The sequence below is a fragment of the Cytobacillus firmus NBRC 15306 genome (assembly GCF_001591465.1).
Lineage (GTDB): Bacteria > Bacillota > Bacilli > Bacillales > Cytobacillaceae > Cytobacillus > Cytobacillus firmus.
Genome location: NZ_BCUY01000010.1, coordinates 1 through 13,862 on the forward strand (window position 1 = coordinate 1; position 13,862 = coordinate 13,862).

15 protein-coding genes are annotated in these 13,862 nt (G+C 38.5%); 2 read left to right on the forward strand and 13 right to left on the reverse strand.

What is annotated here, in order from left to right; translation table 11 throughout:
- Positions 1-45: 45 nt before the first annotated feature.
- Entirely contained in the window at positions 46-447 is a 402-nt protein-coding gene (locus tag BFI01S_RS04745; protein ID WP_035327658.1) for a hypothetical protein, read from the reverse strand.
- Between the two features lie 449 nt (positions 448-896).
- On the opposite strand from BFI01S_RS04745, the gene BFI01S_RS04750 reads away from it, so the two are divergent.
- A complete protein-coding gene (locus BFI01S_RS04750) occupies positions 897-1,412 on the forward strand; it encodes an arginine repressor (protein WP_061791579.1) in 516 nt (171 codons plus the stop codon).
- Positions 1,413-1,450: 38 nt separating this feature from the next.
- On the opposite strand, the gene BFI01S_RS04755 is transcribed toward BFI01S_RS04750, so the two are convergent.
- The 9 genes from BFI01S_RS04755 to BFI01S_RS04795 all read right to left on the reverse strand — a co-directional run bounded on the left by BFI01S_RS04755 (position 1,451) and on the right by BFI01S_RS04795 (position 9,176).
- The gene (locus tag BFI01S_RS04755) at positions 1,451-1,777 is read right to left on the reverse strand and encodes a hypothetical protein (protein WP_142753067.1); all 327 of its coding nucleotides are present in this window, start codon (positions 1,775-1,777) and stop codon (positions 1,451-1,453) included.
- A 294-nt stretch (positions 1,778-2,071) separates the two neighbouring features.
- On the reverse strand, positions 2,072-2,377 hold the full coding sequence (locus BFI01S_RS04760; RefSeq protein ID WP_061791581.1) for a DUF960 family protein: 306 nt from the start codon (positions 2,375-2,377) through the stop codon (positions 2,072-2,074).
- Positions 2,378-2,388: 11 nt separating this feature from the next.
- On the reverse strand, positions 2,389-2,745 hold the full coding sequence (locus BFI01S_RS04765; RefSeq protein ID WP_035327665.1) for a hypothetical protein: 357 nt from the start codon (positions 2,743-2,745) through the stop codon (positions 2,389-2,391).
- Positions 2,746-2,761: 16 nt separating this feature from the next.
- Entirely contained in the window at positions 2,762-3,640 is an 879-nt protein-coding gene (locus BFI01S_RS04770) for a tyrosine-type recombinase/integrase (protein WP_035327668.1), read from the reverse strand.
- 421 nt (positions 3,641-4,061) lie between these two features.
- Positions 4,062-4,319: a hypothetical protein gene (locus BFI01S_RS04775; protein ID WP_061791582.1), complete on the reverse strand. Its 258-nt coding sequence runs from the start codon at positions 4,317-4,319 to the stop codon at positions 4,062-4,064.
- A complete protein-coding gene (locus BFI01S_RS04780; protein ID WP_061791583.1) occupies positions 4,319-4,633 on the reverse strand; it encodes a hypothetical protein in 315 nt (104 codons plus the stop codon). The genes BFI01S_RS04775 and BFI01S_RS04780 overlap by 1 nt, the downstream gene beginning before the upstream one ends.
- A gap of 15 nt (positions 4,634-4,648) precedes the next feature.
- On the reverse strand, positions 4,649-5,158 hold the full coding sequence (locus BFI01S_RS04785) for a JAB domain-containing protein (RefSeq protein ID WP_061791584.1): 510 nt from the start codon (positions 5,156-5,158) through the stop codon (positions 4,649-4,651).
- 296 nt (positions 5,159-5,454) lie between these two features.
- Positions 5,455-8,451, reverse strand: a complete 2,997-nt coding sequence (locus tag BFI01S_RS04790) for an Ig-like domain-containing domain (protein ID WP_235831104.1) — start codon at positions 8,449-8,451, stop codon at positions 5,455-5,457.
- A gap of 365 nt (positions 8,452-8,816) precedes the next feature.
- The gene (locus tag BFI01S_RS04795; protein ID WP_061791586.1) at positions 8,817-9,176 is read right to left on the reverse strand and encodes a hypothetical protein; all 360 of its coding nucleotides are present in this window, start codon (positions 9,174-9,176) and stop codon (positions 8,817-8,819) included.
- A gap of 106 nt (positions 9,177-9,282) precedes the next feature.
- Here BFI01S_RS04795 and BFI01S_RS04800 point away from each other — a divergent pair, with 106 nt between their 5' ends.
- The gene (locus BFI01S_RS04800) at positions 9,283-9,906 is read left to right on the forward strand and encodes a restriction endonuclease (RefSeq protein WP_061791587.1); all 624 of its coding nucleotides are present in this window, start codon (positions 9,283-9,285) and stop codon (positions 9,904-9,906) included.
- Positions 9,907-10,122: 216 nt separating this feature from the next.
- Here BFI01S_RS04800 and BFI01S_RS04805 read toward each other — a convergent pair whose 3' ends face one another.
- The 3 genes from BFI01S_RS04805 to BFI01S_RS04815 all read right to left on the reverse strand — a co-directional run bounded on the left by BFI01S_RS04805 (position 10,123) and on the right by BFI01S_RS04815 (position 13,734).
- Complete coding sequence (locus BFI01S_RS04805; protein ID WP_061791588.1) at positions 10,123-10,920, reverse strand: hypothetical protein; 798 nt, start codon at positions 10,918-10,920, stop codon at positions 10,123-10,125.
- A 59-nt stretch (positions 10,921-10,979) separates the two neighbouring features.
- Positions 10,980-11,849, reverse strand: a complete 870-nt coding sequence (locus BFI01S_RS04810; protein WP_061791589.1) for a tyrosine-type recombinase/integrase — start codon at positions 11,847-11,849, stop codon at positions 10,980-10,982.
- An 82-nt stretch (positions 11,850-11,931) separates the two neighbouring features.
- A complete protein-coding gene (locus tag BFI01S_RS04815) occupies positions 11,932-13,734 on the reverse strand; it encodes a DUF927 domain-containing protein (RefSeq protein ID WP_169799725.1) in 1,803 nt (600 codons plus the stop codon).
- Between the last annotated feature and the right edge of the window lie 128 nt (positions 13,735-13,862).

Consider the following 13,862-nt stretch of genomic DNA (forward strand, 5'->3'; position numbering starts at 1 on the left):
GTTCTTACTGATATTTAAGAAATGGATTCGGAATAGGAAAGACCTTTAAAAGTCATGATTATAAGCCTCTAAACTAAAAGTCATCTTGTAATCAACTAAATGAATCTCTTTCAACATAGCTTTCAGCATATTTTCCATTTCGAGCATTTCGTTAATAATCTCCTTAAATGTGAAACAGTTTGTCATGTTGGAGTTATCAAAGCATAAATAATAATTTTCATTGTCTTCATAAATCGCAAAGCAATCATTATCCTTAAACACTTTCAAGGATTGACGTAGGAGATTATCGTTTTTCTCCAATTTAGGTATTCTAATGTCTACTGTATCTATGACGGTATAGTCATTTTCATTTCCTACTAGGCCGATTACACTCTTCGGAAGTTTAACTGTAAAACTATTCCAATCCAATCTTTTTTGAGGTAATCTTTCAAAATGGTCTTTTCCCATGGTTATCGCTCCCTTTTAGTTTGCTAAAGTCACTCTTTAGAGAGAGTTACCTCGCTTCGAAAATAGTAAATCAATTGTTTTTGCTTCCAAATAGTCTACTCGTTCAGAGCGTTTGTACATGGAACGCTATGAAGTTTTCAAAGAACATTTTCAACTGTATTTCTTGTTGATGGACTTATTATAATATGCAATAATATAGGTGTCTAACTACTTTTTTAGTCATTATAAATAGCATAAATGCATAAAAATATTCACTTTACATTCAAAATATCAATCAAATTTGTGGGTTAAATTAGCTAAAGGGGAGGGGTTGCTTTCGAGTAAGTTTAAGTAGTCACTTTTTATAGTGATAGCAATGATTCCAGCAGCTTTTGCTTTATATGACCAAAAATTTGTGAATAAATCCTAATTGTGAACATTTTGTGAACATTCATGAAGGAGTTTTGGAAATGAAGGAACAATTTGAAGACTTGAGGGCTTCGAAGAAGGAACGAATGGAAGCAATACAATCCATTATTCAAAAGCACGATGTTCGAAATCAGGAGCAGCTAGTGAATTTATTGAAAAAGATACATAAAATTTCGACAAACCAATCCGCTGTATCTAGAGATGTAAAGTCCTTGGGCTTAGTGAAGGATGAAAATACTGGTTGTTACGTTCTCAGCCAAGAATCTCGACAAAAGCAGCTTTTTAAAGAGCTTGCAGTAAAAGCAAGGGAAGCAGAGGTGGAAATATTTGATGGTCCTGTTGAAGGGTTGTTGTGTCGAACTTCTTCTCAAAAAATCGAATCAGCTCCTTTGATTGCATCATACATCGAAAAGATTTTCTCCACCGACCAAATCCCTGTGGCTGCTTTTTTTAACAATTCAGGTTATATTTGGTTAATCTTTCCGGAGAAGAAGAAGAAAATAATTCAAAAGAATCTTAAAAAGATTTTTCTATTGATTAAGAACGAAAAGGGATAATGCCCACTTAGCATTATCCCTTTTCACTTCCTTTTGATTTATTCGCTATACCTTGTGGTCAAATAGTGCTTGATGCTGTCATTGATGAACTTGGTGATTGACTCGATTTGATTTTGATGCTGAAGCATCTTGATGATTTGGTGAATGTTCTTTTCTAGATAGGTTGTTGTTCGTACATGTGTTTCCGAAAAGGATTGTTTTTGGGAATGCTGCTTTAACCTAAAAGGCTTTCCATCCAGCATAAAGTGGCTTTGTTCTTCTTGATTCAAATCCACACTCTTATCCGCTGATTGGCTATCATTCAATTCCTCGTCTTCATACTCACATTCTTCTTCAACTTCTTCATAACCTTCTTCCAGTTCCAACTCCTCTTGCTCCCAAGCAAGCGACGCAACGGGTTCGTTTGCTTTCTGAAACCGGCTTAGGTCAATGTTTCTTTTTCTTCTTGCTCCATAGTATCCCATGATTTTTTTCATCTCTATTCGTATATATATTTACGTTTACGTAGATGTTTATGTCTACATAAACGCATTATTTTATTGTTTTTATATCTGTGTGCTAAAGAAAAATAAAAAAAAAATAAAGTTTTATAGATGGAATGCTAATAAACGATTCCTGCCTGTTCACCTTTAGCATTGCAAACAGGCAGAAACTCTTCATCAGTAATCAGTTGGGAACAGCATCATCTGGCTTTGTCCGTCATCAATGCACCAGATGGTGCTCGGTATTGGAACTGTGTGTTTGAGTTCAATGAGCCATTGTTTACTATATGACGGTTGTTCTTGACGATGAAGAACAAGCTGTTTCTCATCCTCAATAAAAAGCTCAAACACTTGAAGGTAGTCTAGCTCATCTTCTTCCATTTTCCGTTCATCAATCAAGTTCCACAGACGCATGGCAATTTCCGGATGAATTTCTTTTGCAATGCTTCTCGTCATGTATCGGTTGCTAGTCTTATTAAACATTTTGTCTCTCCTCATCGTTTCAGACACTCTTCCATTCTCTGTTCTATGGTCCCTTCCAGGAAGAACACTATGCTCATTTCATGTTCATTCATCAGGCCTAGTCGGAAATACTTTCTATCGGCTGCGGTCTCGTATTCGACAAATTCTATTTTTAGTATTTGATTGGCTATGAAACTGGTATCCTGTTCATCCTCCAAATGATAGATGCAGGAATGTGTTGGTAATCGAAAGGCTATGATGGGTTCGCCATTACTTTCTGCCTCAAACCATTCGAAAAATTCCGTTTCGATGATGTTTAAGTAGGGAAGGGGAATAGTACTCCTTGACTTCAATTCTTCTATATCTGCTATACATTGGATTATTTTCATCAGGTTTCGCTTCCTTTTACAGTTTGTCTACGGCATTCTGCTTTTCCTGCCGTGTGGTTTGGATGTAAAACTTTGCGGTCATGTTCACTGTGGAGTGGCCAGTTAGCTTGCTCACAGTCGTCAAGTCTACCCCTTTCCGAAGCAGTCTTGTTGCGAAGGTATGCCGAAATAGATGAGGATGCAGCTTCATTCCTAGTTCCTCTGAGATTTTGGCCAGCCAATCCCGAACAGCATCTCGATGCAGTTTACTGGAACGCTGACTTACCAGCAGGTATTCACTATCACAAAACTTGGATTCTTTTCTGTCTTCTTGCTGGTAAGACTTTATTAGTTGGAGGACATCTTGACGGAGGCTTATTTCTCTAATCTTCCCACCCTTTCCCCGAACGGTTAGGGTAGCTGCCAGCACATCTATATCCGTTAGCTTGATGCTAACCAGCTCTGTTACTCTTACACCTGTATATAAAAGTAAGTAAGCGATGAGCTTGTTTCTTCGGCTAACCTTTTTACTGTCCTCCAGGAAAAAGAGTAGTTTCTCCACTTCCTCCTCAGATAAAGCCGTAACAACATGTTCACTGCCAGATGCAATTTTCACCTGGTCTCTTTTTAATTGGATATAGCTATCTTCCACATATCCATTTTTCAGAAGAAAGTCATTGTAGACTTTTAAACTGTTAATCTTTTTATTAATGGTTGCAATGGCAAACTGCTTCTCTAGCAGCTGCTGTTTATACCGAACGAACGAGAACCGGGAAAGCGGCTGGAGTTCCTCAACCGCCTTCTCCTTTAAAAAGTCATTGAATCCATTAACATCTCCAACGTAGGATTCAATTGTTTTTGGTGCTCGTCCTTCCTCTATTAACCATTTCTTAAATTCTTGTGCCAGGTCATTCAAAGAGTATCCCTCCAAAAACAAAAAGAGCTATGAACGCATTAACTTTGCATTCATAGCTCTTATTTCCTTATTAATTTAATGATGGTTTTTACTGTGCATCCAATGCAGAGGGCAATGGCATGAACAGGGGAAACACTTCAATTCCAAAACCTCCTTTTTCATTTTATTAATTACCACTCGTTAATTCTTTTACTACTTCTGCAGCTACTGCCACTAGAACCGTCACAATTACCTTTTCCCACATTTATTCTCACCTCCTTCAAATCACTCAACTCCCGACAGTTATATAATTATGACGTGAGTTATTAACCTACTAATTGAAGCAGTTTACTTGGCTTGATTGGATTTTCTAAAGTACAACTTAGGTTCTTTTAGTTTTGTCGTGAGTTTCAAACCAGCTTTAAGTAGTTTTGTCGTGAGTTCACTCGTGAGATTCGATTACAGCCTGCAGATAAGCAATATAGTTTTGGACCATTTCCCGTTGAAAGGAACTCGGAATGTAATTAATAGCTCGGTCGATTTCTTCCTCATCTATTTCAATTTCCGAGTCCACAGCTTCTTCTAGTAGCTGCTCAACCATATCTTCTTCAGTTATCATTTCGTTTTCATAGTAGCCTGTGCTTGGGTCAAACTCTCTGTACATTACCTCACCATTAATTGTGATTTTATGAAACTTCATTATTTATCATTCTCCTTCTCTACTAGTTTTCTAAGGACGGGTTCACCATCTTTTAAGACAACCTGTAAACACGATTCCTTTGTATCAGGATGGAGGGCTACTGCTCCTAACCACTCTGTACCTTCATTATCATAAAATACCATTGTTTCAAAAATTAGTGTTTCCGGCATGTTTTTGATTAGTTCTTGAGGAACCAGGGACTCGTCGATTTCATCTAAATGCAGTTCTGTTGATTCATAGCTGACTTCTTTCAAATGAGCGTTAACATTAAAATTAACTTTTAAAATGCTCACAAACCAATTCAATTGTTCCACCTAGCCAGCCTCCTATCAGAAGTAACCTTTTTCTTTAAGGGAGACATACTTTTCTTCACACACAACGAGATGGTCAATGACTTCAATTCCAATAATCTTTCCTGCTTCGACCAATCTTTTCGTTACCTCAATGTCCTCCGTACTTGGTGTAGGGTCTTGTGATGGATGGTTATGTCCTACGATGACAGATGCAGCATTAGAAAGGATGGCTGCCTTCATCACTTCCCTTGGATGTACGATACTAGCGTTTAGGCTACCAACATGGCAGATGTTGATTGCAGTTGGCTGATTTTTCGTGTCCAAGCAGACCACAACAAACCGTTCCCTATCGGATTCAACTAAAAATTCTTTCAATAGCTTATAAGCATCCTCTGGGGACGAAATTCTTCTTTTCTTGTACAAAATGCTAGATTCCCTTACTAACTTCAGGCTTACAATGTTGATTCGCTTTGCAGGCTGATTGAATGGATTCCCTTTCTCGAATAGCTCCATTTGCTTCTGTTTCTTAACCTCATACTTTTTCATAATGATTCCTCCTCAAATAGAAATAGCCCTAACTCCTCGGAAGGAATTAGGGCTTATGCTAATCTTAGTCACAATAATAATATAAGCTTATTTTTCTATTTGATTCGGTTATCTACTAAAAAGAAAAGCCCCGCAGAGATTTCTCTCCACAGAGCTTTCCATTCAGTCTAGGATTATTTGGATGAACAAGAAACCTATCCACTTGTCCCAATAGCCATATCAACTCAGTGTCTCTACTAAGCTTTCATCTTGCGACAAATTCTAGTAAACTTCGTGAGTTACAGGCACTCTCCTTATTACTCAGCAGTTACTTTACCTTTGATGTCAACACCATTTGATTTAAGGTCTGTTCCTGTTACTTCAATAGTAGTTAAACCTTTAACAAGTGTTGAAGTTGTACCCAATGTGATAATAGCAGATTCAGTACCTGAAGCTGTTGCTGTAGCATTTCCAATAGAACCACCATTAGCAAATAGGAAGTCTGCTTCATCAACAGTACCAGCTGTTACTGGTGCGTTAAATGTTAACAATACTTTCTCACCAGTATCACCAATACCATTGTTGTTAGCATCCAATAACTTAGCAGTTACTAGTTTTGGAGATACAGAAGCTGTTTGCTCAGTTCTGAAACTGATTGATTTTGCAGAATCAAGCGCATCTGCACCATATGCAGCTGTATTTTTAACATTAGTTGTAACTGTTACTTTGTAAACTGCATCTGCACTTAAGAACCCTACTGGTTTAATTACAATCTTTTTAGAATCTGCAGAATCTACTTCCACTGTGTAAGCTGAACCGTTAGTAGCAAGTGGTGTACCGTCTTTTTCAACAGTAATGTTTGCAGCTGTTACAGTAGATGCATCGACAGGTGTATTGAATGTCAATGTAAGTGGTGCATTAACCGCAACACCAGTTTGACCATCAGTTACTGAAGAACTGTCTAACGCTAAATCTGTAGCTGCAGTACCAGTACGGAAAGTAAATGTTTTAGCATCTGCAATATTTCCAGCTGCGTCTTTAACATTTTCAACCTTAACATCATACTCAGAGTTAGTTGCAAGTTTAGCACCAGTATTTAATTTATAAACAACACCTTGGTTGAACGTAACAGTTTCTGTATTTCCTAATCCAGTTACAGCTTTGTTCACAGTTACTAGATTATTAGCTGTGTCAACTCCTGTTACAACATATGTTCCAGCTAATGTACTGAAAGTAATGATATTACCTGCAGTAAATTTGGAAGCATCAGCTACCTCAAAAGTTTTATCAGAGTTAGAAAGAGCTGCTACTGCTGCAGTTGTTGTTGTTGCTTTCGTAGCATAGTTGATTGCATCAATGCTATATGGCGCAGCTGTACCGTCAGACTTTTTCACTACTTTAACATTATCAGCATTTAGTGACGCACTTTGTAAATCACTCTCAGTATCGTTGATAACAACTGCTAGATATGCTTCATCTACAGCTACACCAGTTGCAAAGTTAGCAGGTGAAGAAACTGTCGTATCAACTACTGGTTTAGTACCAGTTGTGAAAGTGAATTCAACTTTTTGTACATCATTTCCGTTTGCATCTTTAACTGATGTAGGAATTGTGATGCGGTAAGTTGAATCAGCAGACCATGCAGCTGTTTTATCAACTTCAATTGTTTTATTGCTATTTACTAATGAAACAACTACAGCCGCATCTGTTTCAGCAGTATAAGTACCATTTGCATTTAGTTTTTCAACTACAACTAAATCATCTAATACATAACTTCCAGCATCTGTTTTTAGTGCTTGGTCAAAGTTAAAGTAGAAGTTCGTAGTGTTTGCAGATGCAATATTTGTTACTCCGCTTTCACGAACGGTATTAGTAGTTGAATAAGCTGAACCAGATTGTACTTTAGTCAACTTAGTTGCCGCTGCTGCTTCTGAATTGAATAATACTTTATAATCTGCAGCTAATGTGTTAGCTGCTACGTCAGCTGCTGTTTTCTTAACAGTTAAACGGTATGTTTTGTTAGCATCTAATTTGTTAGAAGCTGAAGGTTTTACTGTTAAAGTTTTACCATCTTGGCTTAGTGTTGAAGTCCAGTTTGAGAAACTTGCTACTGGAGTATTATTATTTGAAACATCTTCAAGAATAACGTCTGTACCTAATACTAATTTAGCAGCATTCATTTTTTCACTAAAATTAATAGTGAATGTACCATCAAGTGCTACTCCATCAGCAGCGTTTGCCGGTGTTGAAGAAACGATTGTTGGTGCTGTGAAATCTGAAGTTGTAAATGTAGTAACAGATTTAGTCACTTTAATTCCTTTAGCAGTTTTCACTCCATCAATTGTTACTTCGTATTGATTGTTTTCTGCTAAATCAGCACGTGGAGTAACGATAACATAACGTGAACCTTCTTCATAGCTCACTGTAGCATCTACAGTTGAACCAGTTACTTTATCAACAAGTTTAACAGTTGTTCCATTTACAGTTGACGCATCAACTGCTGCTGAGAATTGTGCACGATATTTGAATGCATCATTTCCACCAGAAGATGTGATTTTGTTATAAACAGTTGTAGCACCATTTGTTGGAGTAATATTTTGAACTCCTACTGGAGTGATTCCATAGAAAAAGTTATATGAAGTAGCTGTAAGTTTGTTTCCAGCTAAATCAGCAATCCCAGCGCCAACTTCTAAGCGATAATCATTGTCTGCTACAAGATTCGCAGAAGGAGCAACAGTTACAGAAGTTGCCGTAATTCCTGATAATGAAACAGCTACATATTCTTCTTTAGTAATGTTATATAATTTAACATTAGAAGTTGATAATGTATTTGTATCCAAATTTTTATTGAAAGTTAAAGTAATTGCTTCAGTTGCAGTATCAACAACCGCACCCTCAATATTAGTTGTTCCAGTTACCCCATGAGTAAATGTAGCGTTTGTAATAATTGGGTTTGCAGAAACAGTGAAGCTAGTAGTAGACTTTTTAACTGCTACTCCCTTAGCATCTTTAACTCCATCAACTGTTAGTACGTATGATTTACCAGGAGCAAGTGTGTTACCAGCAGAAAGCTCTACTGTAGCAACTTTTTTCTCGGAATCATAAGAAACAGTAGCAAGTTGTTTTACTCCATCTTGTGTAAGGTAAACAGTGCCTGTAGTAACAGTAGCAGCGTCAACTGCATCACTAAAGTTCACTTCAAATTTAGAGTTAGCAAGTACGTCTGTTGCCGGAAGTGATTGTTTAACATCATTAGCGTTAATCGCACAAAAGCAACCTGAAAAATCCGAGTTTCTTCCATAATGTAAGTCCATGCGGCTCAAGGAGTTTCCAACCCTACATCAAGTCATCCATAGTTGCTCAATACAGAAGAACGAGAAAGTTTTCGCATAAATACGAAATCAATACAGACTCAATCATGACGGAATCAATAGAAATCTGTGTTGCTAAGAGATGTCCGTTCCCCCAGTTCCCATTCACCCCCGACAACTAAAACCTCACGCATCCGATGGGAGCCAAGCAATCCCCAAAATTCCCTAGTTCCCCTAGCATAAAAACAGAGAGATAAAAAAAATAAACCCTCTCCATAAAAGGTAAGGGTGTTGTCCAACTTCCTCCTGGACAGGATTTTGTGTAGAACCTCGAATTTTCTCTGTTCCGCTCTAATAAGCCACTTGGATTATCCTGTCAGCAATTCAGGACGCTTCACTAAGAAATAGAGTTTACCTAATGTATTATCGGCCTGCTGGAACATCCACTTTTTGTCGTCTTCCATAATTAGCTTCCACAATAATTGACCATAGAAAAACGCTGATGTTTGCTTATCTTGTATCAGTTCATAGATAGGATAAAATACGCTGCCTTTCCAATGTTTTGGTGGGAGATAGCTGGAATTAAAGACTTCCTCATTCTCAATAATATTTGTTAAATGGTCAATGATTAAGCCTAGCTTCACCTTATCCATCTGCTTGTAATAAAACAAGAACTTGTCATTGTGAGGTACTTTATCCATTCTCTTTCCTTCAATTGAAAACAACATTAGAATCCCTCCATCAGCATGTAATTGGTAATCCTTGCAATTTAAAGATAACACAGGTATTATAATATGTAAATAGATGTGATTACATGTGATTGGAGTGTTTGAGATGATTATTGAAAAAAATGTATGGATACTACGTCCAATGCCACACAGCATTAACAGAATGAAACAATTCTTGGATGGAGGCTTCATTGCCATTGGTTATCCAGCTGGAAAGTCCTTTAATGGAATGAGTTACGATGAATTAAAGGATATACTAGACCAAGAAAAATGGTCTGAGGGAATCGGTAATGTTAACTTGTTTGTGCTCATGATGAAGGTTGGGGACTATGTCATTGTTCCTGATGATAATAAAAAGGATGTCTATATTGGTGAAATTGTTAGTGAATATTACCATGACCCAAAGGTTGATAAACCAAATCAAGGCTCTTATCCTCATCAACGAGAAGTAAAATGGTTCTTTGATAAGAAGCCATTATTAAGAAGCGAATTGCCAGAGGAACTTAAAGGCTCGTTAAGATATCCAGGAACCATTGCTAATATCACTAAACATCGTTCCATTGTTGAGAAACTAATAAATAATGAATCAAATACTATACAAGACGAGAATAGTAGCCCTCTCCTAAATAAAGCCATCCATGTATTAGAGGAATTACTCGATGATTCCAATACAGAAATTCGATTAAGAGCTGCGGAAGCAATTGTTAAGTATTATTCAGAAAAAAAGTAAATCCAAATATCAAAGAACCAAACAAAGAGAGAACGTATATGGATAACAACCTTACTCCTTATAAACCAACTGCTAAGATACTAGCTCACACAAAATATGGTGGGGGAACTGGGGGAATAGCCGAAAGCCCTTGTCCTGCATGGATTTCGCTTCCCCTCGGCAGTGGGACGATGAACGGGGGGCGGGGGAATAGAAAAACAGCTAGCCATTTATTAGCTAGCTGTTCGTTTTGAGTAAGCTTTCTATTTCGTATTCAAACCCATATTTCTGAAAGAACTCGATGACTGCCACTTCAAACAACTCCCGCTGCTTGATGTTGCGTTGGTTGCAGTATTCCACCGCCATATCCTGCAGGCTCTCTGACATTTGTATCGTTTTACCGCTTGTTCTTCCTGGAATGATGTAACGGGGAATCGTATCACTTTGCCCCATTGGCATGACTAGCTCCAGCAACTTCTCCTTGTTCTTCTCTAGCATGTCAAACAGCGGGAGATAGCTTTGCAATTTATTTATAACGTCATCGTTCACTTGCAGTTCTTTTGTTTCCACTACTTCAAGCTTCACTTCCTGAACAGGCGGGACTTCAACCTTTTTAGGTTCTATTCTATCTACATGCCCTGTCTTCTTTTTATAATTTTTATCATCTGGTGACCATTGATAGCCTTTTGCCGTCATGTATTCGGCTAACTCCTTGTAATCTTTGAATCCAGCTTTCTTACAAATTTCCTCAATCATAAAGTCAGGTTCTTTCATCATGTCGATGACAATGGTTGCTTTCGTGTGTGGCATGGCTTTGTTTTTATATTCTTTTGCTGATGGCAGTTTTGGGACATATGTTTGCTTGGTACTGTCCCATGTGAAATTTTTTCTCCGCATGTACATATCAACGCTTTTATAATTCGTGTGTCCGAACATCTCTGCTAATTCATCCCTCGTTAGTCCTGCCGCAAGTCCCTGTAGGATTTCATTGACTCTTTCATCGTAAATTGGCTTCTCTACTTCTTGTGTTGCCATGGTTATCATCCTCCTATTATATGGTTCCAACAAAGGGAGAGGTTGTTGCCCCTCTCCCGCTACAATAATTGTATAGCTTGTGCCAGTTGCTCCTGATTCGCATGGACATACACCGAAGTTGTCTTCAGGTCGGCATGTCCTAGCAGCTTCTGAATATGAACAATGTGAACATCATTTTTCACCAAGTTGGATGCGAAGCTATGTCGCAATACATGGCAAGTGATTGTCTTTTTCCACCCTAACTTTCGAGTCGTTTCATGGAGAACACGATTCACATACACATCTGACACCCTGCCGGTTTTTGCTAAGGCAAAGAAGTAGTTGCTGTCTGTTTTGGGTCGAATGGTTTTTAGGTATGTTTTCAGTATCGGCATTAGCTTTGGGCTAATCGGTACTTTTCTTTGCTTATTGCCCTTTCCATGTTCGACAAAGATGATTTCTTTATCCAGGTCAACATCTTCCAATGTTAGCGAAAGGCATTCCGTAATACGAAGCCCTGTGTAAAAGAGGAACTGAATGACCGTTTTTATCGTTGGATGCTGGACCGCTTGGACTAGTTCCTCATACTCTTTCACATCCATGTATGTCCGCTCCTTCTTTGGTGCTTTTAATTGGTCAATAGGAGCCACAACATTTTCCTTTGTCCATCCTTTACGAATGGCAAATTTATAGAATGACCGTAATGTATTTAGATGGCGGTTCACACTCGCTGGTTGATAGTTTCGTTCGACACGCAGCATCGTCAAGTAGTCTTCTAAATCCTGCGTTTTTATATCATCCAGCATCACAAATCCGTTATACTTCTGTTCTAGGAAGCGGTTGGTCATCTCCAAATCCTTTGTATAGCCGCTCAATGTTTCTGGACTGGCATTTCTAGCTGCCATACCACGAATAAATTCTTTTTTATAATCATAAAACCATTTACTCATGTTCTTTTCCCCCTTTTATTTACGAGGAAAAGGATGCAGCTCCTTTTCCTCGTCTTATTTCATTACTCTCAATCTAGTCGGTTCAATTGTGGGTATGCTTGGACTTTCTTTTTGGTGTGTATTGATAACGTGATAATTCTTCCTCAGATATAATTTTACGTATGCCGTAGTTCTCAGCTAACTCTTTATTCATCATGACCGTATATACTTTATCTCTTCCTTTTGAGTCAGGAGTAGTTGGTAAACCGCTATTTGCTCGTACCTGTGAATCGATTGGTATTTTGCCTCGATTCGTGTATTTGCCGCTTTCTGTTTTTAAGTAGCCATTTTCTTTCCACTCTTTGCAGATAACCTTCGGGTCTGCGTAATTGCCCTCTTTTAACAGTTGTTTGAACTTATGCGGGAAGATGGACACCTCTACCTCATCGTCCCGAAAGTTTATCCTACCCCAGCATTCGTTTCCATTGAATGCTTGTGTTTCAATGATGAAATACTTGCTGTGCTGCATGACTCTTTCAATCACATATTCATACGATTTATCAGCCATTTCTCGTTCGGCAGCTGATTCTTCTTCTACCTCATGTAGTATCTTCATCATGCTTTCGATATCTAGTGATAGGTTAAGAGATTCGTTTATCATTTCCGCTGTTGCTAGAAGGATGCCGAACTTCTCTGATACTCGTGAAAGGAAGTCTGTTTGTGGCAGGTTTTCTTCACAGTAAGCCTTCCAACGCTCACACCGTTCAACTACTTTTTCCACTCCAAGCTTAATTAGGTATTGAACAAATGCAATGCCCGCATGACCGTAGTTGTCAAGCAATCCTGTCTTTAGGTTGTTGGAGTTCTCTGCTGAACTCGTCCAAGTGATATTGCCAAACTCGAACGCCCGCATTCTCAAACCCGCATTTTCATTGGTCTTTTCAAAAAGCGAATGCTCAGCGGTGGAGATAATGGTGGTTGACCAGCTGCGTTGTTTTCGTAACTCTCCTTCTTTGTTCATCCGTTCTTTTTCTCGATTTTCTGCAAACATATAAAGGAGCGATGTGTAATCCTTCATCGTGTTCATAGATGCTTCATCAAGTACAATTGGAATCCCATAGTTGTCACGAAGCAATGCCACAATCGCATTATGGGTTGCACTCCAGCTTTTAATTAGTCCCTTTTCATTTTTGCTAGGTCTTCCGAATGGTGATACAGCTAATTGAGCAGCGGTTGTTTTGCCTTGCGTACTATTACCATAGATATGGACAATGAGTGTGTCCATATCTTTTACTTTTGAAAGCAGTCCAACAACTGGTGCAGAGAAGCCGAATGCTAGTGCTAGCTCAAGGTGATGGTTCCCCATGACTTCGGATTGGATGATATCTAACCAGCCTTGCAGCGTTCCTTTTGGCTCAATGTTGTAATCACCGCTATAGATAGAAGCAGGAGGATTCTTCCCTATTATCGAGTGATGCTTGAAGTAAAGTTGGTCTTCTTTATCTGCCCATCCCATGTGATTGTGTACCGTTTCATAAGGAGCCGAGTCTTCCTGTACTCGCAGGAACTGCACCATCGGCTTGACGTTGCTGTGAATCACATCGATTCCTTTACGGCTCAGCTTTTGAAATTCATTTGGTTGTAGGATTTGGTCTCTCAGAATATCAATGGTTTGATATTGACCTTTATACAAGTATTGCAGGGTTAATGTTGTATCATTGGTTTCAGCTACTTGCCGAACGTTGAGGACTTTTATGAACTTACTTACAAATTGCCATTTCGTATTTCCATCCTTGTCTTCCACTTCTACATACAGCTTGTCTTTTGTAAGCATCCACTCGCTATTTCTCCCATATGTTTCTGCCTTTTTCTTCTGTACCATGCCCTTTCCTCCTATGAATATCAATTTTCTGCAAACAAAAAGACGCCCCAGCATACAAAGACTTCATAGAATCGGGCATACTTCTCCCAGTTCTCATTGAAATCTTTGTTGCTAAGGCGTCTAGTATCAGGCTACTGCCTGTTATTGACTTG

Excerpts from the sequence above, each read along its gene's own strand:
- BFI01S_RS04750 (WP_061791579.1), top strand. The coding sequence starts at position 897 with ATGAAGGAACAATTTGAAGACTTGAGGGCTTCGAAGAAGGAACGAATG.
- BFI01S_RS04745 (WP_035327658.1), bottom strand. The coding sequence starts at position 447 with ATGGGAAAAGACCATTTTGAAAGATTACCTCAAAAAAGATTGGATTGG.
- BFI01S_RS04795 (WP_061791586.1), bottom strand. The coding sequence starts at position 9,176 with ATGTTGTTTTCAATTGAAGGAAAGAGAATGGATAAAGTACCTCACAAT.
- BFI01S_RS04800 (WP_061791587.1), top strand. The coding sequence starts at position 9,283 with ATGATTATTGAAAAAAATGTATGGATACTACGTCCAATGCCACACAGC.
- BFI01S_RS04790 (WP_235831104.1), bottom strand. The coding sequence starts at position 8,451 with ATGGACTTACATTATGGAAGAAACTCGGATTTTTCAGGTTGCTTTTGT.
- BFI01S_RS04775 (WP_061791582.1), bottom strand. The coding sequence starts at position 4,319 with ATGAAGTTTCATAAAATCACAATTAATGGTGAGGTAATGTACAGAGAG.
- BFI01S_RS04785 (WP_061791584.1), bottom strand. The coding sequence starts at position 5,158 with ATGAAAAAGTATGAGGTTAAGAAACAGAAGCAAATGGAGCTATTCGAG.
- BFI01S_RS04765 (WP_035327665.1), bottom strand. The coding sequence starts at position 2,745 with ATGAAAATAATCCAATGTATAGCAGATATAGAAGAATTGAAGTCAAGG.
- BFI01S_RS04805 (WP_061791588.1), bottom strand. The coding sequence starts at position 10,920 with ATGGCAACACAAGAAGTAGAGAAGCCAATTTACGATGAAAGAGTCAAT.
- BFI01S_RS04810 (WP_061791589.1), bottom strand. The coding sequence starts at position 11,849 with ATGAGTAAATGGTTTTATGATTATAAAAAAGAATTTATTCGTGGTATG.
- BFI01S_RS04760 (WP_061791581.1), bottom strand. The coding sequence starts at position 2,377 with ATGTTTAATAAGACTAGCAACCGATACATGACGAGAAGCATTGCAAAA.